22 protein-coding genes and 1 pseudogene are annotated in these 20,767 nt (G+C 67.9%); 14 read left to right on the plus strand and 9 right to left on the minus strand.

All coding sequences use genetic code 11. The annotated features are described in order from the left end of the window. Positions 1 to 19 precede the first annotated feature (19 nt). Positions 20 to 1,870 carry a molecular chaperone DnaK gene (gene dnaK, locus WKI94_RS00820; protein WP_337843879.1) on the minus strand — a complete coding sequence of 617 codons (1,851 nt, stop codon included), beginning with the start codon at positions 1,868 to 1,870 and terminating at the stop codon, positions 20 to 22. A gap of 122 nt (positions 1,871 to 1,992) precedes the next feature. On the opposite strand from dnaK, the gene ftsH reads away from it, so the two are divergent. Continuing rightward, the gene (ftsH, locus tag WKI94_RS00825; protein ID WP_337843880.1) at positions 1,993 to 3,873 is read left to right on the plus strand and encodes an ATP-dependent zinc metalloprotease FtsH; all 1,881 of its coding nucleotides are present in this window, start codon (positions 1,993 to 1,995) and stop codon (positions 3,871 to 3,873) included. Positions 3,874 to 3,926: 53 nt separating this feature from the next. On the opposite strand, the gene WKI94_RS00830 is transcribed toward ftsH, so the two are convergent. Continuing rightward, a complete protein-coding gene (locus WKI94_RS00830; RefSeq protein ID WP_337843881.1) occupies positions 3,927 to 5,072 on the minus strand; it encodes a class I SAM-dependent rRNA methyltransferase in 1,146 nt (381 codons plus the stop codon). 43 nt (positions 5,073 to 5,115) lie between these two features. Between WKI94_RS00830 and sppA the strand changes: the two genes are divergently transcribed. Beyond that, positions 5,116 to 6,048 carry a signal peptide peptidase SppA gene (sppA, locus tag WKI94_RS00835; protein ID WP_337843882.1) on the plus strand — a complete coding sequence of 311 codons (933 nt, stop codon included), beginning with the start codon at positions 5,116 to 5,118 and terminating at the stop codon, positions 6,046 to 6,048. Further along, positions 6,042 to 6,485: an RDD family protein gene (locus WKI94_RS00840; protein ID WP_337843883.1), complete on the plus strand. Its 444-nt coding sequence runs from the start codon at positions 6,042 to 6,044 to the stop codon at positions 6,483 to 6,485. The genes sppA and WKI94_RS00840 overlap by 7 nt, the downstream gene beginning before the upstream one ends. Here WKI94_RS00840 and WKI94_RS00845 read toward each other — a convergent pair. Further along, positions 6,427 to 6,897: a DUF2939 domain-containing protein gene (locus WKI94_RS00845; RefSeq protein ID WP_337843884.1), complete on the minus strand. Its 471-nt coding sequence runs from the start codon at positions 6,895 to 6,897 to the stop codon at positions 6,427 to 6,429. The two genes, WKI94_RS00840 and WKI94_RS00845, sit on opposite strands and share 59 nt — an antisense overlap. A gap of 158 nt (positions 6,898 to 7,055) precedes the next feature. Then, complete coding sequence (rocF, locus tag WKI94_RS00850) at positions 7,056 to 7,937, minus strand: arginase (protein ID WP_337843885.1); 882 nt, start codon at positions 7,935 to 7,937, stop codon at positions 7,056 to 7,058. A 79-nt stretch (positions 7,938 to 8,016) separates the two neighbouring features. On the opposite strand from rocF, the gene WKI94_RS00855 reads away from it, so the two are divergent. The 9 genes from WKI94_RS00855 (at position 8,017) to lysN (ending at position 15,460) form a co-directional block, all read left to right on the plus strand. After that, the gene (locus WKI94_RS00855; RefSeq protein ID WP_337843886.1) at positions 8,017 to 8,553 is read left to right on the plus strand and encodes a DUF177 domain-containing protein; all 537 of its coding nucleotides are present in this window, start codon (positions 8,017 to 8,019) and stop codon (positions 8,551 to 8,553) included. A 59-nt stretch (positions 8,554 to 8,612) separates the two neighbouring features. Continuing rightward, the gene (gene rpmF / locus WKI94_RS00860) at positions 8,613 to 8,795 is read left to right on the plus strand and encodes a 50S ribosomal protein L32 (protein WP_008631660.1); all 183 of its coding nucleotides are present in this window, start codon (positions 8,613 to 8,615) and stop codon (positions 8,793 to 8,795) included. Positions 8,796 to 8,921: 126 nt separating this feature from the next. Further along, positions 8,922 to 9,890: a beta-ketoacyl-ACP synthase III gene (locus WKI94_RS00865; protein ID WP_337843887.1), complete on the plus strand. Its 969-nt coding sequence runs from the start codon at positions 8,922 to 8,924 to the stop codon at positions 9,888 to 9,890. Next, positions 9,890 to 10,807, plus strand: a complete 918-nt coding sequence (gene fabD / locus WKI94_RS00870; RefSeq protein ID WP_337843888.1) for an ACP S-malonyltransferase — start codon at positions 9,890 to 9,892, stop codon at positions 10,805 to 10,807. Before WKI94_RS00865 ends, fabD begins: the two co-directional genes overlap by 1 nt. Further along, positions 10,800 to 11,537 carry a 3-oxoacyl-[acyl-carrier-protein] reductase gene (gene fabG, locus WKI94_RS00875; RefSeq protein WP_337843889.1) on the plus strand — a complete coding sequence of 246 codons (738 nt, stop codon included), beginning with the start codon at positions 10,800 to 10,802 and terminating at the stop codon, positions 11,535 to 11,537. Before fabD ends, fabG begins: the two co-directional genes overlap by 8 nt. A 33-nt stretch (positions 11,538 to 11,570) precedes the next feature. Further along, positions 11,571 to 11,813 carry an acyl carrier protein gene (gene acpP, locus WKI94_RS00880; RefSeq protein ID WP_337843890.1) on the plus strand — a complete coding sequence of 81 codons (243 nt, stop codon included), beginning with the start codon at positions 11,571 to 11,573 and terminating at the stop codon, positions 11,811 to 11,813. 72 nt (positions 11,814 to 11,885) lie between these two features. Beyond that, positions 11,886 to 13,115 (plus strand): beta-ketoacyl-ACP synthase II, encoded by a 1,230-nt coding sequence (gene fabF / locus WKI94_RS00885; protein WP_337843891.1) that lies wholly within the window; start codon positions 11,886 to 11,888, stop codon positions 13,113 to 13,115. Further along, positions 13,115 to 14,242: a deoxyguanosinetriphosphate triphosphohydrolase gene (locus WKI94_RS00890; RefSeq protein WP_337843892.1), complete on the plus strand. Its 1,128-nt coding sequence runs from the start codon at positions 13,115 to 13,117 to the stop codon at positions 14,240 to 14,242. The genes fabF and WKI94_RS00890 overlap by 1 nt, the downstream gene beginning before the upstream one ends. An 18-nt stretch (positions 14,243 to 14,260) precedes the next feature. Further along, complete coding sequence (gene lysN / locus WKI94_RS00895; protein ID WP_337843893.1) at positions 14,261 to 15,460, plus strand: 2-aminoadipate transaminase; 1,200 nt, start codon at positions 14,261 to 14,263, stop codon at positions 15,458 to 15,460. 159 nt (positions 15,461 to 15,619) lie between these two features. Here lysN and WKI94_RS00900 read toward each other — a convergent pair whose 3' ends face one another. Beyond that, positions 15,620 to 16,534: an RluA family pseudouridine synthase gene (locus tag WKI94_RS00900; protein WP_337843894.1), complete on the minus strand. Its 915-nt coding sequence runs from the start codon at positions 16,532 to 16,534 to the stop codon at positions 15,620 to 15,622. A 69-nt stretch (positions 16,535 to 16,603) separates the two neighbouring features. After that, positions 16,604 to 17,389: a 3-methyl-2-oxobutanoate hydroxymethyltransferase gene (panB, locus tag WKI94_RS00905; RefSeq protein WP_337843895.1), complete on the minus strand. Its 786-nt coding sequence runs from the start codon at positions 17,387 to 17,389 to the stop codon at positions 16,604 to 16,606. 19 nt (positions 17,390 to 17,408) lie between these two features. On the opposite strand from panB, the gene ruvB reads away from it, so the two are divergent. Both ruvB and WKI94_RS00915 read left to right on the plus strand, forming a co-directional pair. Further along, positions 17,409 to 18,383, plus strand: a complete 975-nt coding sequence (gene ruvB, locus WKI94_RS00910; protein ID WP_337843896.1) for a Holliday junction branch migration DNA helicase RuvB — start codon at positions 17,409 to 17,411, stop codon at positions 18,381 to 18,383. Continuing rightward, complete coding sequence (locus WKI94_RS00915; RefSeq protein ID WP_337843897.1) at positions 18,380 to 19,414, plus strand: DUF4388 domain-containing protein; 1,035 nt, start codon at positions 18,380 to 18,382, stop codon at positions 19,412 to 19,414. The genes ruvB and WKI94_RS00915 overlap by 4 nt, the downstream gene beginning before the upstream one ends. On the opposite strand, the gene WKI94_RS00920 is transcribed toward WKI94_RS00915, so the two are convergent. The 3 genes and pseudogenes from WKI94_RS00920 to WKI94_RS00930 form a co-directional block, all read right to left on the minus strand. After that, positions 19,411 to 19,836: a DNA-binding protein gene (locus tag WKI94_RS00920; protein WP_337843898.1), complete on the minus strand. Its 426-nt coding sequence runs from the start codon at positions 19,834 to 19,836 to the stop codon at positions 19,411 to 19,413. The genes WKI94_RS00915 and WKI94_RS00920 overlap by 4 nt on opposite strands. A 2-nt stretch (positions 19,837 to 19,838) precedes the next feature. Continuing rightward, entirely contained in the window at positions 19,839 to 20,072 is a 234-nt protein-coding gene (locus WKI94_RS00925; RefSeq protein ID WP_337843899.1) for an AbrB/MazE/SpoVT family DNA-binding domain-containing protein, read from the minus strand. 199 nt (positions 20,073 to 20,271) lie between these two features. Beyond that, positions 20,272 to 20,767 (minus strand): annotated as a pseudogene (locus WKI94_RS00930) (Tfp pilus assembly protein PilF); the annotation flags it as partial.

The following is a 20,767-nucleotide window of genomic DNA, read 5'->3' on the forward strand; positions in this document are numbered from 1 at the left end:
GGCGGGGGAAAAGGCGCCCTTAGTCTGCAGGCTTGTAGTCCGCGTCGATCACGTCGTCCGGCCCCTTGCCCCCAGCCTGCCCCTGGGCCCCGGCCTCGTAGGCTTGGACCGCCTGGAGGAGCTCCTCCGTGGCCCTCTTGAGCTCGGGGTCGGGGGCATCCCGCTCCACCAGCTCCTTGGCCTTGCGGATGGCCTCCTCCAGCTGGGCCCTCGCCTCGGGGGAGCCCTGCTTCTCCTGGAGGACCCGCTCGGCCTGGATGCGGGCGGTGTCCAAGGCGTTCTTGAGCTCCACGTGCTCCTTGCGGCGCCGGTCCTCCTCCGCGTGGCGCTGGGCCTCCTCAATGATGCGCTGGATCTCCTCCTCGGAAAGGGTGGTGGTGTTCTGGATGGTGATGGAGGCCTCCTTGCCCGTGGACTTCTCCTTGGCGGTCACGTGGAGGATGCCGTTGGCGTCGATGTCAAAGCAGACCTCAATCTGGGGCACCCCGGCGGGCATGGGGGGAATGCCCTCGAGGCGGAAGCGCCCAAGGCTCTTGTTGTCCTGGGCCAAGGGGCGCTCCCCCTGGAGGACATGGACCTCCACCGCGGTCTGGTTGTGCTCGGCGGTGGTGAAGATCTCGCACTTGCGGGTGGGGATGGTGGTGTTCCGGGGGATGAGGACGGTCATGACCCCGCCCTTGGTCTCCACGCCCAGGGAGAGGGGGGTGACGTCCAGGAGGACCACGTCCCGCACCTCGCCCATGAGCACCCCCGCCTGGATGGCGGCCCCCATGGCCACCACCTCGTCGGGGTTCACGGAGCGGTTGGGCTCCTTGCCGAGAAGCTCCTTCACCACCCGCTGCACCGCGGGCACCCGGGTGGCCCCGCCCACCAGGATGACCTCGTCAATCTGGGCGGGGGTGAGGCCCGCGTCCTTCAGAGCCTGTTCCACAGGGGCCCTAAGCCGCTTCAGGAGGGGTTCAATGAGCTCCTCAAACTTGGCCCGGGTAAGCTTCTTCTCCAGGTGGAGGGGGGTCTTGGTGGCGGGGTCCAGGGCGATGAAGGGGAGGCTGATGGTGGTCTCCACCGTGCTGGAGAGCTCTATCTTGGCCTTCTCCGCCGCCTCAATGAGACGCTGGAGGGCCTGGCGGTCGGCCTTGAGGTCCACCCCGTACTCCCGCTTGAACTCCTCGGCCAGCCAGTTCACGATGGCGTGGTCCATGTCGCTGCCGCCCAGGTGGGTGTCCCCGGAGGTGGACTTCACCTCAAAGACGCCCTCGCCGATCTCCAGCACGGTCACGTCAAAGGTTCCGCCCCCCAGGTCAAAGACCAGGACGGTCTCGTTCCCCTTCTTGTCCAGGCCGTAGGCCAGGGCGGCGGCGGTGGGCTCATTGATGATACGCAGGACCTCGAGGCCCGCAATCCGCCCCGCGTTGGCCGTGGCCTCCCGCTGGGCGTTGTTGAAGTAGGCGGGCACGGTGATCACCGCCTTGGTGATCCTTTCCCCCAGCTTCTTGGAAGCGTCCTCCACCAACTTGCGGAGGACCATGGCGCTGATCTCCTCGGGGGTGTAGAGCTTGCCCTTCACCTCAATGCGCACCCCCCCATCGGGCCCAGGGACCACCTTGTAGGGCACGCGCTTGGCCTCCTCCTGCACCTCCTCGTAGCGGCGGCCGATGAAGCGCTTCACCTCAAAGATGGTCCCCTCGGGGTTCAAGACCGCTTGGCGCTTGGCCATGCGGCCCACTAAGGTTTCCCCGTCCCGGAAAGCCACCACGCTGGGGGTGGTCCTCTCCCCCTCCGCGTTCTCCAAGACCACGGGCTTCCCGCCCTCCATGATGGCGATCACGCTGTTGGTGGTACCCAGGTCAATGCCCACTGCCTTGGCCATAGTTCACCTCAAAGCCCAGTGTAGGCTTCCGCTCGCTTATTTGTCAAGAGAGTTGAGTGCATTTATGTCATTTGTGCGGGCGGCTACCCCCGGACGGGGGCCAGGGTGTACCCTGAGGTGGGATGTCCCGCGTACCCTTAAACTTCCTGGTGCTCATCCTGGGGCTTCTCCTCCTGGCCTGGGCCATCAGCCTGGCGGGCACGGTGGGGGGGGGCACGGGCACGGTAAACTACACGACCTTCCTGGAGGACCTCAAGGCGGGCCGGGTGAGGGAGGTGGTGGTGCGCTCGGGGGAGACCCGCCTCCAGGGCACCCTCACCGACGGCTCCACCTTCACCACCTACGCCCCCACCCCGCCGGACACCCGCCTCTTGGAGGAATGGGGGCGGCTGGGGGTGGCGGTGCGGGTGGAGCCCCCCACCGGGCAGAACCCCTTGGGCCTCCTCTGGCCCCTTCTCCTGGTGGGGCTCCTTCTCGGAGCGCTCTTCTACTTCTCCCGCACGGGCCGAACCGGTCCCTCCGACGGGGCCTTCAGCTTCACCAAAAGCCGGGCCAAGGTCCTCACCGAGGCCCCCAAGGTGACCTTCAAGGACGTGGCCGGAGCGGAGGAGGCTAAGGAGGAGCTCAAGGAGATCGTGGAGTTCCTGAAAAACCCTGGTCGTTTCCACGAGATGGGCGCCCGCATCCCCAAGGGGGTCCTCCTGGTGGGCCCCCCAGGGGTGGGCAAGACCCACATCGCCCGCGCGGTAGCGGGGGAGGCCAAGGTCCCCTTCATCACCGCCTCGGGCTCAGACTTCGTGGAGATGTTCGTGGGGGTGGGGGCGGCCCGGGTGCGGGACCTCTTTGAGACCGCCAAACGCCACGCCCCCTGCATCGTGTTCATAGACGAGATCGACGCGGTGGGCCGGAGGAGGGGAAGCGGCGTGGGGGGTGGGAACGACGAGCGGGAGCAGACCCTAAACCAGCTCCTGGTGGAGATGGACGGCTTTGAAAAGGACTCCACCATCATCGTCATGGCCGCCACCAACCGCCCCGACGTCCTGGACCCGGCCCTCCTCCGCCCCGGCCGCTTTGACCGGCAGGTGGTCATAGATGCCCCCGACGTGAAGGGCAGGGAGCAGATCCTGAGGATCCACGCCCGGGGCAAGCCCTTGGCGGAGGACGTGGACCTGGCCCTCCTGGCCAAGCGCACCCCCGGCTTTGTGGGGGCTGACCTGGAAAACCTCCTCAACGAGGCCGCCCTCCTCGCCGCCCGGGAGGGGCGGAAGAAGATCACCATGAAGGACCTGGAGGAGGCCGCGGACCGGGTGATGATGGGCCCCGCCAAGAAGAGCATGGTCCTCACCCCAAGGGACCGCCGCATCACCGCCTACCACGAGGCGGGGCACGCCCTGGCGGCCCACTTCCTGGAGTACGCGGACGGGGTGCACAAGGTGACCATCGTGCCTCGAGGCCGCGCCCTAGGCTTCATGATGCCAAGGCGGGAGGATATGCTCCACTGGACCAAAAAGCGCCTCCTGGACCAGATCGCCGTGGCCCTGGCGGGAAGGGCAGCGGAGGAACTGGTCTTTGAGGACATCACCACGGGGGCGGAGAACGATTTCCGCCAGGCCACGGAGCTGGCCCGGCGCATGATCACCGAGTGGGGCATGCACCCCGAGTTCGGCCCCGTGGCCTACGCCCTCCGGGAGGACACCTACCTGGGCGGGTACGACGTGCGCCAGTACTCCGAAGAGACCGCGCGGCGCATAGACGAGGCGGTGCGCCACTTGATAGAGGAGCAGTACGCCCGGGTGAAGGCCCTTCTGGAGGAAAAGCGAGGGGTTTTGGAAAGGGTGGCGGAAACCCTCCTAGAGCGGGAAACCCTCACCGCGGAGGAGTTCCAGAAGGTGGTGGAGGGCCTGCCCTTGGAGGAACCCACGCCCCCAGAGGCCAAGGAGGAACGGGAAGCCCCCCGGGTGGTCCCCAAGGTGAAGCCCGGGGGGGCCTTGGGCGGGGCCTGAGCGCCCTTGGGGCGAAAGCCCCCCACGCCCTAAGGGAATGAGGCCCGAGCGCTTTAAAGGGGGTCGTCCTGGAGGATAAGGGTCTTCAGGTAGAGGCTTTCCGGGATGTGCAGGCTCCAGGGGTGGTCCTCGGGCTGGTAGGCCACCTGGTGGACCCTAAGGCGCCGCCCCACGTCCGCCGCGGCCCGGCGGGCCACCTCCAGGAGGTCTTCCAGCCGGAGGTAGTAGCTGCAAGCGGAAAGCCAAAGGTACCCCTGGGGGGCGAGGAGCCTTAGGCCCTGGCGCACCAGGTCCACCAGGTGGCGCTTCATGGGGGGAAGCTCCTCGGGCCGCTTCACCAGGGTGGGGGGGTCCAGGAGGACGTGGTGGAAGGGCCCCTCGAGGCCCCTTAAGACCTCCAGGGCCTCCCCGTGGCGGAGGTCCACGGGGAGGCCCGCCCTTAAAGCGGCCCGGTCCAAAACGGAAAGGGCCTCCAGGTCCTTGTCCACCGCGAGGGCGTAGGCCCCCTTGCGGGCGGCCCTCAAGGCGAAGCCCCCCACGTAGCTGTACACGTCCAAGACCCGCTCCCCGGGGCGCACCATGGCCTCAAAGAGGCGGCGGTTTTCCCTTTGGTCCAGGTAAAACCCCGTCTTCTGGGCCAGGGCCAGGGGAATGGGGAAAAGAAGCCCGTCCTCCTCCACCTCCAACACCTCCGGCACCTCCCCGAAAAGGGGCCCGGTGCGGTCCGGAAGGCCCTCCTGGCGGCGGGCCTCGAGGTCGCTCCGCTCGTAGACCCCTTGGGGGCGGACGGCCTCCAGGAGGGCCGGGAACCAGACCTCCCTTAAGGCCTCCGTGGCCCGGGCCCGCACCTGCAGGACCAGGACCTCCCCGAAGCGGTCCACCACGAGGCCAGGAAGCCCGTCCGCCTCCCCGTGGACCAGGCGGTAAGCGGAACCCAGCCCCGCCCGCCGGGCCAGGGCCCTTTGGAAGCGGGCGAGGAAGAAGGCCCGGTTCAAGGGTCCCCGGTCAAAGCGGAAGGCCCGGAAGGGGATGCGGCTTTGGGGGTCGTAGTAGCCCACGGCCAAAAACTCCCCTTCCGCCCCGTAGGCCTCCGCCACCCCCGCCCCTTTCGGGGCCTCGGCGATCTCGTCCCGGTAGAGGTGGGGGTAGAAGTTCTGCACCTTGCGCCCTTTACCCGGTTTGGCCACCACCCTCAGCACCCCTTCACCATACGCCAGGCCACCTTGGAGCTATAGTAAACTCATGAACCGCAAGCGCTGGCTGGCCCTCCTCCTCTTCCTCCTCATCCTGGTGGGGGTGGTGCTCCTGGAGCGGGCCCTTCCAGGGGGTGAGAAAGGGCCTTGGCGGGAGGCCACGGTCTACGGGACGGGGGAAAAGGTGGCCCTTTTGGAGCTCAAAGGGAGCATCCCCACGGGGAAGGCCTTGGAAGACCTCCTTGCCCAGATCCGCCAGGCCCGGGAGGACGGGAGTGTGCGGGCTGCGGTCCTCTTCGTGGAAAGCCCGGGGGGCGGGGTGACGGAAACGGAGGCCATTTACCGTGCCCTCAAGGCCCTCGAGGCGGAAAAGCCCCTGGTGGCCGCCTTGGGCAGCGTGGCCGCCAGTGGGGGCTACTACGCCGCCCTGGCCGCCCGGGAGATCTACACCCCCCCCACCGCGGTCACCGGCTCCATCGGGGTCATCTCCGTGATGCCCGAGGTTGGGGGGCTTTTGGAGAAGCTTGGGGTGCGGGTGGAGGTGCTGAAGGAGGGGGACCTGAAGGACATGGCCTCGGGGCTCAAACCCCTTAGCCCGGAGGAACGGGCGGTGCTCGAGGGCTTTCTGAAGGAAGCCTACGAGCTCTTCCTGAGCCGGGTAGCCGAGGGGCGGAAGCTTCCCCCGGAGGAGGTGCGGCGCCTGGCGGACGGGCGGGTCTACTCGGGCAAGCAGGCGGTGGCCCTGGGCCTGGCCGACCGGGAGGGCTACCTGGAGGACGCGGCCAGGAGGGCAGCGGAGCTTGCTGGGCTGGATCGCTTCCGCCTGGTGCGCTACAAGAAACCTCAGGGCCTTCTGGAAGGACTTTTGGGGGAGGAGGGGTTGGGGTTTAGGGCCAAGGGCGAGGTGGAGGCCTTGCTGGAGACCCTCCGGAGCCAAGGCCTCCGCCTGGAGTACCGCTACCTGGGGGGCGGGCTATGGTAGCAAGCCCCTGGCGCCGCCTGCTGGCCTACGTGGTGGACAGCTTCCTCCTTGCCCCCCTCTCCTTCCTCCTGGCCTACCTGGCCGGGGCCAATCCCCTGGAGGACGCCCCCCTCCTCCAGAACCTCCTCTTCAACTGGCTCCCCGCCTGGGCCTACTTCACCCTCTTCACCGCCTACCTCGGGGCCACGCCGGGGAAGATGCTCCTCGGGCTTAAGGTGGTGCGAGTGGACGGCAAACCCATGGACCTCCTCACCGCTTTCCTACGGGAGGTGGTGGGCAAGACCCTCTCCACCCTACCCCTTGGCCTCGGCTACCTCTGGGCCTTCTTCCACCCGAGGCGCCAGGCCTGGCACGACCTCATCGCGGACACCCTGGTGGTCAGGGCGGGGGAAGGCGGAGCCGCACCACCTTCCACCGAAGGCCCTGGCGCTCCATGACAAGCCCCGTGGAGGGGTCCTCAGGGGAATGGACGAAGACCCGCCCTAAGCCCTCCCACCTGAGCCGCCACCTCCGGGCCTCTTCCAGCGAGGCCTCCCCTGGCTCCAGCCCCGTGCCCAGGGCAGCCAGGCCCTCGGGGGTGAGGAAGGCCTCCACCATCCCCGCGGCGAAGAGGAGGCCGAGGCCGGCGAAGGGGTCCTGGGTGCCCTGCATTTCCTTAAGGAGGGCCGCGTTGAGGTCCGCCTTCAGGGCCTCCCGTACCCGGGGAAAGTCTATGTAGCGCTCCAGGGCCTGGGCGTCCTGCCGTACCACCGCCTCCCCAAGGCCCCTCAGGGCTAGGTAGGGGGAGGCGAAGAAGGCCCCCACCAGCACCAAGACCAGGGCCGCCGCCCACCCTGCAACGCGCCTCATCGGGAACCAGGATACCCGCCCTCCCAAAACCCCTCCCCCAAGTTTGCACCGGTGACTAAGCGCCTCGGCATTGAAAAATCCTCAATGGGGCTCGGAGACAAGGCGGTCTAGGCCTTCCTTCTGGAGCCCCCACCGAAGCGAAAGCTTCGGTGGGGTACTTAGAGGATCCGCTTGCCGAGGAGGCTTAGGGCCAGACCCACCATCATCTCCGCGGTGCGGTTTCGCTCGTCCAAAACGGGGTTCACCTCCACCAGGTCCAGGCTCCGCACCCGGCCCGATTCCGCTAGGATCTCCATGAGGAGATGGGCCTCCCGGTAGGAAAGCCCTCCAGGCACGGGGGTGCCCACCCCAGGGGCCAGGGTGGGGTCCAGGACATCCGCGTCTAAGGAGACATGGAGGGGGAGCCCTTCCAGGTGGGCCAGGGCCTCCTCGGCGATCCGGGCAATCCCCATGCGGTCCACCTCGTGCATGGTGTAGACCCTCACCCCCCCCTCCCGAAGGAGGCGGGCCTCCCCGGGGTCCACGCTCCGCACCCCGATGAGGACGATGTCCTTTGGGTCCACCGTGCGAAAGACCTCCACCAGCCTAGGGTGGCCCAGGCCCGCAAGGGCCGCCAGGGGCATGCCGTGGATGTTTCCGGAAGGGCTCGTTTCGGGGGTGTTGAAATCTGCGTGTGCGTCCACCCAAAGCACGCCCACCCGCCCCCGGGCCACTCCGGCCACGGAACCCATGCTCAAGGAGTGGTCGCCACCGAGGACGATGGGGAAGACCCCTTCAGGCAGGGCCTGAAGCCGCTCTTTAAGGTCCAAAGCCGCCTGGCGGATCTCCTCCAGGTAGGCCATCCCCCCCGCCCTTCGGCGCAGGGTCTCCGCCAGGGGGACCCGGATATCCCCCAGGTCCTCCACCTCCAGCCCCAGGGCCTCGAGGCCCTCCAGAAGCCTCGCGTACCGCAGGGCGGAAGGCCCCATGTCCACCCCGCGCCGACCCGCCCCCAGGTCCATGGGCACGCCCAAGATGGCCACCCGGTCCATGCGGGCCATGGTAGCAGAAACCCCTTTGCACCGCTTGGGAAGTTTATGCCTCTAGGAAAACCCGCCCCTTCGCGCTACACTTATAAGGATGGAGTACCGCGAGGTGGCAAGCATCAACCTGGCCCGCCTCCTTCGGGAGGGGGGAACGGTCCGCGCCTCGGGGGTGGTGAGGGAAGCCTTTCTGGTGGGCGATGAGCGCTTTCCCCTGGAAGGGGAGGCCACCTGGCAGGTTTCCGTCTCCTCCGTGGGCGGGGACGAGTACTGGCTTTCTGGGGAAGTGAAGGGCATGGCCCTCATGGAGTGCCGCCGTTGCCTTAAGCCCACCCCCACCCCCATCCACGCCTACTTCCAGCACCTGCTCCGCTACCAGCAGGGCCTCGAGGCCGTGGCCTTCCACGAGGAGGACGAGGACGAGTACTACGCCTTCGGCCAGCCGGACCTGGACCTCCTCCCCTTCCTCACCGAGGCCTTCGTCACCGAGATGCCCTACACCGTCTTGTGCCAGGAGGGGTGCAAGGGGCTTTGCCCGGTGTGCGGGGTGGACCGCAACCTGGTGGACTGCGGGCACGCGGAGGAGGGCTTCCACCCCCTCACCGCCCTCAAAGACCTCCTTCCCGAACTCTAGGGGGTCTGCTATACTGCTTGGGGTTTAGGGGCCCCAAAGCCCCTTTTGGAGGATAGGAGATGGCCAAGCACCCTGTACCCAAGAAGAAGACCTCTAAAGCGCGGCGCGATGCCCGCCGGAGCCACCACGCCCTCACCCCCCCGACCCTGGTCCCCTGCCCCGAGTGCAAGGCCATGAAGCCCCCGCACACGGTCTGCCCCGAATGCGGGTACTACGCCGGGCGCAAGGTCCTGGAGGTCTAGACCCAAAGCCCCTCCTGGCGCCCCACCCCGGGTGGGGCGCTTTTTATCTCCAAGCCGCCCCCATGGGCCTCTCCTTCCCAAACTTGGACGGTCCGGTATAGTAATCCCCATGACGGGAGGGAGAGGATGAGCGGCATCCTGGCCCTGGGGGCCTACACCCCCGAGAGGGTCATGCGCAACCAGGACTTTGAGGCCTACCTGGACACCTCCGACGAGTGGATCGTGACCCGCACGGGCATCCGGGAGCGCCGCATCGCCGGGGAGGACGAGTACACCTCGGACCTGGCCTTTAAGGCGGTGGAGGACCTCCTAAGGCGCCACCCAGGCACCCTGGAAGGGGTGAACGGGGTCATCGTGGCCACCAACACCCCAGATGCCCTCTTCCCCGACACCGCCGCCTTGGTCCAGGCCCGCTTCGGCCTGAACGCCTTCGCCTACGACCTCTTGGCGGGTTGCCCGGGGTGGGTCTACGCCCTGGCCCAGGCCCACGCCCTGGTGGAGGCGGGCCTGGCACGGAAGGTCCTGGTGGTGGGGGCGGAGGCCCTTTCCAAAATCCTGGACTGGAACGACCGCGCCACCGCGGTGCTCTTCGGGGACGGGGGAGGCGCAGCGGTGGTGGGGCCCGTGCGGGAGGGGTTTGGCTTCCGCTCCTTCGTCCTGGGGGCGGACGGGAGCGGGGCCAAGGAGCTCTACCACGCCTGCGTGGCCCCTAGGCTTCCCGACGGCACCAGCATGAAAAACCGCCTCTACATGAACGGCCGGGAGGTCTTCAAGTTCGCCGTGCGGGTGATGAACACCGCCACCCTCGAGGCCATAGAGAAGGCCGGCCTCACCCCTGAGGACATCAAGGCCTTCATCCCCCACCAGGCCAACCTGCGCATCATAGACGCCGCCCGGGAGCGGCTTGGCCTCCCCTGGGAGCGGGTGGTGGTGAACGTGGACCGCTACGGCAACACCTCCACCGCCTCCATCCCCATCGCCCTCAAGGAGGCGGTGGACGACGGGCGCATCCGGGAGGGGGACCACGTGCTTCTCGTCTCCTTCGGAGCTGGGCTCACCTGGGCCGCGGCGGTGCTCACCTGGGGAGGGGCCTGATGTACGCTGCGCTTTTCCCCGGCCAGGGTTCGCAGCGGGTGGGGATGGGCCAGGGCCTCTACCGGGCCTCCCCCGCGGCCCGGGAGGTGCTGGATCGGGCCGAGGCCACCCTCCCTGGCCTCCTCAAGCTGATGTGGGAAGGCCCCGAGGAAACCCTGCGCCTTACGGAAAACCAGCAACCCGCCCTCCTCGCCGCCGGCTACGCTGCCTACCGGGCCTTTCTGGAAAAAGGGGGACCCCTGCCCCACCTAGCCGCCGGGCACTCCCTAGGGGAGTGGGCGGCCCTGGTGGCGGCGGAGGCCCTGGAGCTAGAAGACGCCCTAAGGCTCGTGCGCCTGCGGGGGCGGTACATGCAAGAAGCCGTGCCCCCAGGCCGTGGGGCCATGGCCGCCGTTCTGAAGCTTTCCGTAGAGGAGGTGCGGAAAGCCTTGGAAGGCCTAGAAGGCGTGGAGATCGCCAACCTGAACGCCCCCGAGCAGACGGTGATCTCCGGGTTCAAGGAGGCCGTGGAGAGGGCGGCGGAGCATCTTAAGGCCCTGAGGGCCCGGGTGGTGTTCCTGCCCGTCTCCGCCCCCTTCCACTCCTCCCTCATGGAACCCGCTAGGGCTAGGCTTGCGGAGGACCTGAAAGGGGTGCCCTTTAGGAGGCCCCGCTTCCCCGTGTACTCCAACGTCACCGCCAGGCCTGAGGAGGACCCCGAGCGCATCAAGGCCCTCCTCCTGGAGCAGATCACCCACCCTGTGCGCTGGGTGGAGATCCTGAAGGACATGGAAAAGAGGGGCGTGAGGCGGTTTTTGGAGTTCGGCCCCGGAGAGGTGTTGAAGGGCCTGGTGGTCCGGACCCTGGAAGGGGCAGAAGCCCTGAGCGTGGGGGAGCCTGAAGACCTGGAAAAGGCTAAGGAGGTGGCGGATGCGTAAAGCCCTCATCACGGGGGCCAGCCGGGGCATCGGGCGGGCCATCGCCTTTAGGCTCGCCCGGGAAGGCTTTGCCCTGGCGGTCCACTACGGCAAGAACCGGGAAAAGGCGGAGGAGGTGGCGGAGGAGGCCCGGAGGCTCGGAAGCCCCCTGGTGGCGGTCCTGGGGGCCAACCTCCTGGAGGCGGAGGCGGCCAGCGCCCTGGTCCACCAGGCGGCGGAGGCCCTGGGGGGCCTGGACACCCTGGTGAACAACGCCGGCATCACCCGGGACACCCTCCTCGTGCGCATGAAGGACGAGGACTGGGAGGCGGTCCTACAGGCCAACCTCTCCGCCGCCTTCCGCACCACCCGGGAGGCGGTCAAGCTCATGATGAAGGCCCGCTTTGGCCGCATCGTGAACATCGCCAGCGTGGTGGGCCTCCTCGGCAACCCGGGCCAGGCCAACTACGTGGCCTCCAAAGCCGGGCTCATCGGCTTCACCCGGGCGGTGGCCAAGGAGTACGCCGCCCGGGGTATCACGGTGAACGCGGTGGCCCCGGGCTTCATAGAAACGGAGATGACGGAAACCCTGCCCGAGGAGGTGAAGAAGGCCTACCTGGCCCAGATCCCCGCGGGCCGCTTCGGCAAGCCCGAGGAGGTGGCGGAGGTGGTGGCCTTTTTGGCCTCCGAGACCGCGGGCTACATCACGGGGCAAACGGTCTGCGTGGACGGGGGGCTTACCCCCCACTAGGCGCATGATAGAATCCCCCCGGGAGGTTTTGGGATGACGGAGCAGGAGATCTTTGAAAAGGTGAAGGCGGTTATCGCGGACAAGCTTTCCGTGGAGCCGGAGAAGGTGACCCTCGAGGCCCGCTTCATTGAGGACCTGGGCGCGGACAGCCTGGACACGGTGGAGCTCATCATGGGCCTGGAGGACGAGTTCGGCCTGGAGATCTCCGACGAGGAGGCGGAAAAGATCCGCACCGTGAAGGACGCGGTGGAGTACATCAAAGCCAAGCTGGGCTAGGCGGCCAAAGAGGAGCGGGCCTCCTTAGCGAGGGGGCCCGCTTTGGCTTCCTGGGGTTGGTATACTACCCCCATGCGCCGCGCGGTCATCACCGGGCTTGGCCCCCTTACCCCCATCGGGCTTGGGGCCGAGGCCTTCCATAGGGCCCAGCTGGAAGGGCGAAGCGGGGTGCGCCGCATCACCCGCTTTGACGCCTCCACCCTACCGGTCCAGATCGCCGCTGAGGTGGACGTAAACCCCGAAGTCTACCTGGACAAGAAGGAGCTAAGACGCCTGGACCGCTTCGTCCAGTACGCCCTCATCGTCGCGGAGCTCGCCCTTAAGGACGCGGGGCTCGAGCCGGAGAGGCTGGACCCTACCCGGGTGGGCACCCTGGTGGGCACGGGAATCGGGGGGATGGAGACCTGGGAGGCCCAGAGCAAGGTCTTCCTGGAAAAAGGACCCCATCGCATCAGCCCCTTCTTCATCCCCATGATGATCGCCAACATGGCCTCGGCCCACATCGCCATGCGCTACGGCTTCCACGGGCCCTCCTCCACCGTGGTCACCGCCTGCGCCACCGGCTCGGATGCCCTGGGCAACGCCCTCAGGATGATCCAGCTGGGGGAGGCGGACGTGGTGCTGGCGGGGGGGACGGAGGCCGCCATCACCCCCATGGCCATCGGGGCCTTTGGGGTGATGCGGGCCCTTTCCACCCGGAACGAGGAACCCGAGAAGGCCAGCCGCCCCTTTACCCGTTCCCGGGATGGGTTCGTCATGGGGGAAGGGGCTGGGGTCTTGGTGGTGGAGGAGTACGAGCACGCAAGGCGTAGGGGGGCCCGGATCTACGCCGAACTCATCGGCTTCGGCCGCAGCGCCGACGCCCACCACATCACCGAGCCCCACCCCGAGGGCCTGGGGGCCGCCTTGGCCATGGAGCGAGCCCTAAGGAACGCGGGGGTGGCCCCGGAGGAGGTGGGCTACATCAACGCCCACGGCACCTCCACCCCCGTGGGGGACCGGGCCGAGGTCTTGGCCATCAAGCGGGTCTTCGGGGAGCACGCCAAAAAGCTCATGGTCTCCAGCACCAAGAGCATGATCGGCCACCTCCTGGGAGCGGCGGGGGCGGTGGAGGCCATTGCCACGGTGCAGGCCCTTTACCATGGGGTCATCCCCCCCACCCTGAACCTCGAGGACCCCGACCCCGAGCTGGACCTGGACTTCGTCCCCTTCACCCCGAGGGAAGCCAAGGTGGACTACGCCCTTTCCAACTCCTTCGCCTTCGGCGGGCAGAACGCGGTCCTCCTCTTCAAGAGGGTCTGATGCTCTTTCCCCGGGAAAGGCTTCTGGAGCTGGAAGACCGCCTTGCCCCCTACGCCCAAAAGGCCAAGGACACCCGGGGGCGGGCCCATCCGGAGCCCGAATCCCCCTACCGCACCCCCTACCAGAAGGACCGGGACCGCATCCTCCACACCACCGCCTTCCGCCGCCTGGAGTACAAGACCCAGGTCTTCCCCAACTGGGCTGGGGACTATTACCGCACCCGCCTCACCCACACCCTAGAGGTGGTGCAGGTGGCCCGGTCCATCGCCCGGGCCCTAGGCCTCAACGAGGACCTCACCGAGGCCATCGCCCTTTCCCACGACCTGGGCCACCCCCCCTTCGGCCACACGGGGGAAAAGGTCCTGGACGAGCTCATGAAGGACCATGGGGGGTTTGAGCACAACGCCCAGGCCCTTCGCATCCTCACCCACCTGGAGGTCCGCTACCCCGGCTTCCGGGGGCTGAACCTCACCCACGAGGTCCTGGAGGGGATCGCCACCCACGAAACCGCCTACGCCCCCGGCTTCAAGCCCGCCTACGAAGGGCAGGGGACCCTCGAGGCCCAGGTGGTGGACCTCTCGGACGCCATCGCTTACGCCGCCCACGACCTGGACGACGGCCTAAGAAGCGGCCTTCTAAGCCCAGGGGAGCTTAAGGAGGTGCCCTTCCTCAAGGACCTGGCCCAGGAGGTGGGGGTAAGGCTGGAAGGGATGGGGGAACTTGCCCGGCGGATCCTCATCCGGGAGCTCCTGGGGTTTCTCATCACCGACGCCACCTTGGCCACCCACCGGCGGGTGGAGGTCGCAAGGGTGGGGAGCGCCGAGGAGGTCCGCCGCCACCCCCAAAGGCTCGCTGGGCTTTCCGAGGAGGTGGAAGGGCACCACAAGGCCCTCAAGGCCTTCCTCATGGAACAGCTCTACCGTCACCCCGAGGTCCTAAGGGAAAGGCGGAAGGCCGAGGCTGTGCTGGAGGGGCTTTTTGAGGCCTACACCCGCTTTCCCGAGCTCTTACCCCGCCATATCCAGGAGCGGATTGGGGAGGAGGGCTTGCATCGGGCGGTGTGCGACTACCTGGCGGGTATGACGGATCGCTTCGCCCTGGAAGAATACCGTAGGCTCTCCCCCTAAAAGGCGTAAACTGGTAAGGTGAAATCCCTAGCGTGGTCTAGCCTGTTCGGCCAAGGCGCGGAGAGGATCCAGGCCTCCACCATCCGGGAGCTCCTGAAGCTCACCCAAAGGCCAGGGGTCATCAGCTTCGCCGGGGGGCTACCTGCCCCGGAGCTCTTCCCCAAGGAGGAGGCGGCGGAGGCCACGGCCCGGATCCTCAAGGAGAAGGGGGAGGTGGCCCTGCAGTACGGCCCCACGGAGGGGTACGCCCCCTTAAGGGCCTTCGTGGGGGCGTGGCTCGGGGTGGACCCGGAGGAGGTCCTCATCACCACGGGAAGCCAGCAGGCCCTGGACCTCTTGGGCAAGGTCTTCCTGGACGAGGGTAGCCCCGTTCTCCTGGAGGCCCCCAGCTACCTGGGGGCCATCCAGGCCTTCCGGGCCTATGGGCCCAGGTTCCTCACCGTGCCCACGGAGGCGGAGGGGCCGGACCTGGCGGCCTTGGAGGACGTCCTGAAGCGGGAGCGGCCCCGCTTCCTCTACCTCATCCCCTCCTTCCAAAACCCCGCCTCGGGCCTCATGCCCCTCTCCAAGCGGGAACGGCTCCTGGAAATGGCCATGGAAAAGGGTCTTCTGGTGGTGGAGGACGACGCCTACCGGGAGCTCTATTTTGGGGAAAAGCGCCTCCCAAGCCTCTTTGAGCTGGCCCGGGGCGCGGGGTACGAGGGGGTCATCTACCTCTCCAGCTTCTCCAAGATTCTGGCCCCAGGCCTTAGGGTGGCCTTCGCCGTAGCCCCCAAGGAGGCCCTTCAGAAGCTGGTCCAGGCCAAGCAGGGGGTGGACCTGCACACCCCCGTGCTCAACCAGATGTTGGTGCTGGAGCTCCTCAAGGAGGGCCTTCCCGCCCGCCTGGAAAGGGTGCGCCGGGTCTACCGGGAGAAGGCGAGGGCCATGCTGGAGGCCCTGGACGAGGCCATGCCCCAGGGGGTGCGCTACACCCGGCCCAAAGGGGGGATGTTCGTGTGGATGGAGCTCCCGGAAGGGCTTTCCGCGGAGGCCCTTTTCCAAAGGGCCATCGCCGAGAACGTGGCCTTCGTGCCGGGGGGGCCCTTCTTCGCGGGTGGGGGCGGGGAGAACACCCTAAGGCTCTCCTACGCCACCATGGACCGGGAAAGGATCCGGGAGGGGGTTAGGCGGCTCGCCCGGGCCCTGGAGAGCCTCCTGCCCCTAGGGACCCGGTGAGAAGAGAAGGGGTTCCCGCCCTCTTAGGCCATCTACCAAGGCATCAAAGAACCTTTCCCCGGCCTGAAGCAGAGCCTCCCGGTCCAGGAAAAGGTGGAGGTGCCGGACCGCAGGGAGCTGCCCGGGGGGTGGAACCTGGGGAATCGCCATGTGGGCCGATTATACCGTCTCCAACGCCAAGCTCTCCGGCCACACCCCGCCCAGAGCCTCCCAGGCCCGGACCATATCCTTAGGCACAGGAGCCCGGAACTCCAGGATGCGCCCCGTGCGGGGGTGGGGCAGGCGGAGCTCGTAGGCGTGGAGGGCCTGGCGGGGAATGTGGGGGCTTTTCCGGCCATAGAGCTCATCGCCCAGGATAGGGGCGCGGAGGTGCTTGAGGTGCACCCGGATCTGGTGGGTGCGCCCCGTGTGGGGCCGGGCTTCCACCAGGGCATAGGGCCCAATGGTGGCGAGAAGGGCGAAGTCCGTCTCCGCGTAGCGGGCGGCGATCCCCCCCACGTGCATCCGGTGCCGCTCCACCGGGTGGCGGCCGATGGGGGCGATGAGGGTCCCCTCCCTGGGGTGGCCCTCGGTGAGGGCCAGGTAGCGCTTGAAGACCAGGCGGTCGCGGAAGGCCCCGGCCAGGGCCTCGAGGGCCCCCCCATGCTTGGCCACCACCAGGACCCCGCTGGTGTCCTTGTCCAGGCGGTGGACGATGCCGGGGCGCACCAGCTCGGGGCGGGGGGCCTCCTCCACCTCAAAGTAGCGGCCCAATAGGGCGTTCACCACCGTGCCCGTGTAGACCCCGGGGGCAGGGTGGGTAAGGAGGCCCGGGGGCTTGTTCAGAACCAGCATGTCCTCGTCCTCGTAGAGGATAGGGAGGGCGAGGTCCTCCGGCACCACCATGGGCCTCTCCTCTGGGGGCTCCACCAGGACCTCCTCCCCCCTAAGCCGGTAGGCGGGCTTTTCCACCACCTTCTCCCCCACCCGCACCCGGCCCTCGGCGATCCAGGCCTGGGCCCGGGCCCGGCTTACCCCTAGGGCCTCGGCCACGGCCTGGTCCAGGCGGACGCCCTCCTTGCGAAAGCGCACCACAAAAACCTATTTTAGCCAGGGCTTTCTCGCCCTATGGGCCCCCACCGCGGCGCAAGCCGCGGTGGGGTGTTAAAAGCTGTGCTCCTCCCCCGGGAACACCCCCTCCCTCACCTCCTCCGCGTAGCGCTGGAGGGCCTCCCGGATGAGCCTTCCCCCCTCCAGGTAGCGCTTGACGAAGCGGGGCTTGAACTCGCCGTAAAGCCCCACCACATCGTGGAAGACCAATACCTGGGCGTCCGTGTGGGGCCCGGCCCCTATACCTACGGTGTGTACGGAAAGCCTTTCCGTGATCTCCTTGGCGAGAAGGGCCGGCACCATCTCCAAGACCACCCCGTAGGCCCCGGCGGCCTCGAGGGCCAAGGCCCCCTCGAGGATGCGCTCCGCCTCCTCGGGGCGCTTACCCTGGAGCTTAAACCCCCCAAGCTGGCTTGCCGTCTGGGGCGTGAGGCCCACGTGGCCCATCACCGGCACCCCAGCCCGGGTGAGCCCCTGGACGATCTCCGCCACCTCCTCTCCCCCCTCGAGCTTCACCGCGTCCGCCCCGCCCTCCTTGAGAAGCCGTTCCGCTGCGGAAAGGGCCCGGTCCAGGGTGGCGTAGGAGAGGTAGGGGAGGTCGGCCACCAAAAAGGTGTCCGGGGCCCCCCGGCGGGCGGCCTTGGTGTGGTGGAGGATCTCCTCCAGGGTCACGGGGACCGTGGAGGGGTAGCCCAGGACCACCATCCCCAGGGAGTCCCCCACCAGGATGGCGTCCACCCCCGCCTCCTCCGCCAGGCGGGCCGTGGGGTAATCGTAGGCCGTGAGGTAGACCAGGCGCTTTCCCTTGGCGTGGCGGAACTCCTTCACCGTCTTCCGCACGGGTCTATCATAAGGGGGCGTGGACGACCTCACCCTCAGGCCCAAAACCCTGGACGAGTACGTGGGGCAAAGGCGGCTTAAGGAGAAGCTTCGGGTCTACCTCGAGGCCGCCAAGGCCCGCGGCGAGCCCCTAGAGCACCTCCTCCTCTTTGGCCCGCCGGGCCTAGGGAAGACCACCCTGGCCCACGTCATCGCCCACGAGCTTGGGGTCAAGCTCCACATCACCTCGGGGCCGGCCATTGAAAAGCCCGGGGACCTGGCCGCCATCCTGGCCAACACCCTGGAGGAGGGGGACATCCTTTTCATCGACGAGATCCACCGCCTAAGCCGCCAGGCGGAGGAACACCTCTACCCCGCCATGGAGGAGTTCCGCATGGACATCGTCATCGGCCAGGGGCCGGCGGCGAGGAGCATAAGGCTGGACCTCCCCCGCTTCACCCTCATCGGGGCCACCACCCGCCCCGGGCTCATCACCGCACCCCTTAGGAGCCGCTTCGGCATCGTGGAGCACCTGGAGTACTACAGCCTGGAGGAGCTTGCGGAAGGGATCCGGCGGGATGCCCGGCTCCTTGGGGTGGGCATCACGGAGGAAGCCGCCTTGGAGATCGCCCGCCGTAGCCGCGGCACCATGCGCATCGCCAAAAGGCTTTTCCGCCGGGTGCGGGACTTTGCCCAGGTGGCGGGGGAGGAGGTGGTCACCCGGGAAAGGGCCCTGATGGCCCTGGAGGCCCTGGGCCTGGACGAGCTCGGCCTGGAGAAGCGGGACCGGGAGATCCTGGAGGTCCTCATCCTCCGCTTTGGCGGGGGGCCGGTGGGGCTTTCCACCCTGGCCACCGCCCTCTCGGAAGACCCCGGTACCCTGGAGGAGGTCTACGAGCCCTACCTCATCCAGCAGGGGCTCCTGAAGCGCACCCCCCGGGGCCGGCTGGCCACAGAGAAGGCCTACCGCCACCTGGGCTTCCCCCCACCGGTGGAGCCCCTCTTAGAGCCATGATCCGGGCCAGTCTGGAAGAGCTGGACCTAGGGGAACTCTTAAAGGCCCTGGAGGCGAACCGGAAAAGCGCGGTGGTCACCTTCCAGGGGCGGATTTACGGCCGGGTCCACCTGCTTTCGGGGCGAATCCTCTACGCCCGCACGGAACCCGGGCCCCATCTGGGGGAGTACCTGGTGCGGCTTGGCCACCTCAGCCTGGAGGAGGTACAGGAGCTGGTGGAGCGCCAAGGGCGGGAGAACCCGGGCACCCCCTTGGGGGCCTTGGCCCTGGAGCTTGGGCTCATCGGGGAGGAGGAGCTTAGGGAGGCGCTTTGGGCCCAGGTCCTCGAGGCCCTGGCCACCCTCTTGGGGGAAAAGGAGGGGGAGATCCTGGCCGAACCCTTCAGCGAGGGCAGCCAGGTGGCCCTGCCCGAGACCCTGGACACGGGCGCGGCCCTCATGGAAGCGGCCCGCAGGCTGGACGAGTGGCGCCGGGGCCAGGTGGACCCGGACGCGGTCTTCCAGCTCGTGGGCGACCCCACCCGCCATCCCCTCACCCCCGAGGCCTGGGCGGTGCTGGAGCAGCTGGACGGGGTGCGGCGGGCCCGGAGCGTGGCCCTCCTCTCGGGCCTTCCCGAGGAGGAGGTCTACCACCTCCTCTACGAGCTCCTGGCCCGGGGGCTCATCCGTCCCTCCGCCCTGGCCCCGGAGGACCCCTTGGTCCTGGTCCTGGCGGAAAGCGGGGTGGTGCGAAGGCTCCTCCTTTACCTCCTAGAGGCCCACCGCTTCCGCGTGCAGCTCGCCAAGGACCTGGAAATGGCCCTCCGCCTCCTCAAGGAAAGGCCCAAGGGGGTCATCCTTCAGGGGGAAAAGGCCTTGGAGGCCGCCCGCCGCATCCGGGCCCTGCCCGAGGGGCGGCTGGCCTCCCTCTATCTGGTGAGCGAGACCCCTCCGGGCCTCCTCTTCCGGCCCCTCAGGGTCCTGCACCTGCCCAGGCCCTTAAGGGCCCAGGAGGTCCTAAAGGCCCTGGCCCCTCTTAGAGGGAAGGCCTAAAGGCCAGCGAGGACGAGGATTTCTTCCAGCGCGTCCTTTAGAGAGACCACCCGCACCCCCTTTACCGTCTGACCCATAAGAGGGCCGAAGTGGCGCCGGTCGCCCGTAACCAGAAGGGTGACCCCCGCCATCCAAGCGGCGGCCAGGATGGGCGCATCCTTCAGGGGAAGACCCCAAGCCTGGGCCCGCCGGACCAGGGCAGGCGGGGGCTCGGCCACCAGGACCCAGGCTTCCCGAAGGCCTTCGAGAACCGGAAGGACCTCCGGCCGCTTGGCCTCCAGGTTACGCCGAGCCTGCTCCAGAGCGTGGAAGGACGTGAGAAGGTCAGAGCCCACCCTAGGGGCCAGGGTAAAGAGGGCCCGCGCCCGGCCGTCCTGCCAGGCCGCGGCAAAAAGCACGTTGGCCTCCAGGAAAAGGTGCACCCTTAACGGGGAAGGGCCTCCAACCTACGCCGCTCCTCCTCCGTGAGGGCATCCTCTAGAAACGCCCACACCCGCTCTTCGGCGTACATCTCCACAGGGTAGACCCCTGCCGGACGCAGGAGAATGGCCCCTTCCGGAAGGAGCTCCACCAGTAAGTACCCCTCCCCCTCCAGGCCCAAGGCCCGAAGGATGCGCTTGGGAATAGACACCTGGCCCTTCCGGCTCAGCTTGGCCACTTCTATTCCTTTAGATTAAGTGCCCGGGCATTGAAAAATCCTCATGAGGCTCGGAGGAAGGGCATGCTGGACCCTCTTTCTGGGGTCCCCACCGAAGCGAAAGCTTCGGTGGGGCACTTAGCAGGAAACCGGGTTTCTTGGCCACAGGGCTTTCGCTCTCCCTCAGGAACCCCACGAGAGGAACGTTTCGGCGAGATGCCTAGTTCAACCGCCTTCCCCCCTGGAGCAGGGCCCGGGCCCGCTCCAAATAGGTGGAAAGGGCCACGTGCCACTCGTCCGTGGGGTGGAGGTAGGGGAGCACGGCCTCCGCCCGGGCCACCATCTCCTCGGGGTGGCGGTAGCCCAGCTGGGCCAGGGTGTCCACCACCATCTCCTGGGCCGCGGCCCAGTCCCGGCTCCCCTCCTCCGCGGCCTCCGCCGCCTGCCGATAGTGCTCCAGGGCCTCCTCCAGGTGCATGAGGTCGTAGGCGATGTGCCCGAGGACCAGGGCCCCCTGGGCCAAGGCCCCTTCCTCCATGGCCCTTTTCGCCTCCTCCTCCGCCTCCTGGTAGCGGCCTTGGCGGTAGAGGGCTTCGGCCAGGTCCGCCCGGGCCGAGGCCCGGTAGGGATAGCCCTCCTCCTTCAGGAGGACCCAGAGATGCTCCTCGGCCTCGAGGTAAGCCCCCTGGTCCAGGGCGGCCACCCCCATCTCGTGG

Source organism: Thermus sp. (assembly GCF_037444525.1).
Lineage (GTDB): Bacteria > Deinococcota > Deinococci > Deinococcales > Thermaceae > Thermus.

Bases quoted from the DNA above. Each gene is read 5' to 3' on its own strand.
- WKI94_RS00865 (WP_337843887.1), top strand. From the start codon at position 8,922: ATGAGCGGCATCCTGGCCCTGGGGGCCTACACCCCCGAGAGGGTCATG.
- WKI94_RS00840 (WP_337843883.1), top strand. From the start codon at position 6,042: ATGGTAGCAAGCCCCTGGCGCCGCCTGCTGGCCTACGTGGTGGACAGC.
- acpP (WP_337843890.1), top strand. From the start codon at position 11,571: ATGACGGAGCAGGAGATCTTTGAAAAGGTGAAGGCGGTTATCGCGGAC.
- fabD (WP_337843888.1), top strand. From the start codon at position 9,890: ATGTACGCTGCGCTTTTCCCCGGCCAGGGTTCGCAGCGGGTGGGGATG.
- WKI94_RS00845 (WP_337843884.1), bottom strand. From the start codon at position 6,897: ATGAGGCGCGTTGCAGGGTGGGCGGCGGCCCTGGTCTTGGTGCTGGTG.
- WKI94_RS00915 (WP_337843897.1), top strand. From the start codon at position 18,380: ATGATCCGGGCCAGTCTGGAAGAGCTGGACCTAGGGGAACTCTTAAAG.
- rpmF (WP_008631660.1), top strand. From the start codon at position 8,613: ATGGCCAAGCACCCTGTACCCAAGAAGAAGACCTCTAAAGCGCGGCGC.
- ftsH (WP_337843880.1), top strand. From the start codon at position 1,993: ATGTCCCGCGTACCCTTAAACTTCCTGGTGCTCATCCTGGGGCTTCTC.
- rocF (WP_337843885.1), bottom strand. From the start codon at position 7,937: ATGGCCCGCATGGACCGGGTGGCCATCTTGGGCGTGCCCATGGACCTG.
- WKI94_RS00855 (WP_337843886.1), top strand. From the start codon at position 8,017: ATGGAGTACCGCGAGGTGGCAAGCATCAACCTGGCCCGCCTCCTTCGG.
- sppA (WP_337843882.1), top strand. From the start codon at position 5,116: ATGAACCGCAAGCGCTGGCTGGCCCTCCTCCTCTTCCTCCTCATCCTG.
- WKI94_RS00890 (WP_337843892.1), top strand. From the start codon at position 13,115: ATGCTCTTTCCCCGGGAAAGGCTTCTGGAGCTGGAAGACCGCCTTGCC.
- dnaK (WP_337843879.1), bottom strand. From the start codon at position 1,870: ATGGCCAAGGCAGTGGGCATTGACCTGGGTACCACCAACAGCGTGATC.
- fabG (WP_337843889.1), top strand. From the start codon at position 10,800: ATGCGTAAAGCCCTCATCACGGGGGCCAGCCGGGGCATCGGGCGGGCC.
- fabF (WP_337843891.1), top strand. From the start codon at position 11,886: ATGCGCCGCGCGGTCATCACCGGGCTTGGCCCCCTTACCCCCATCGGG.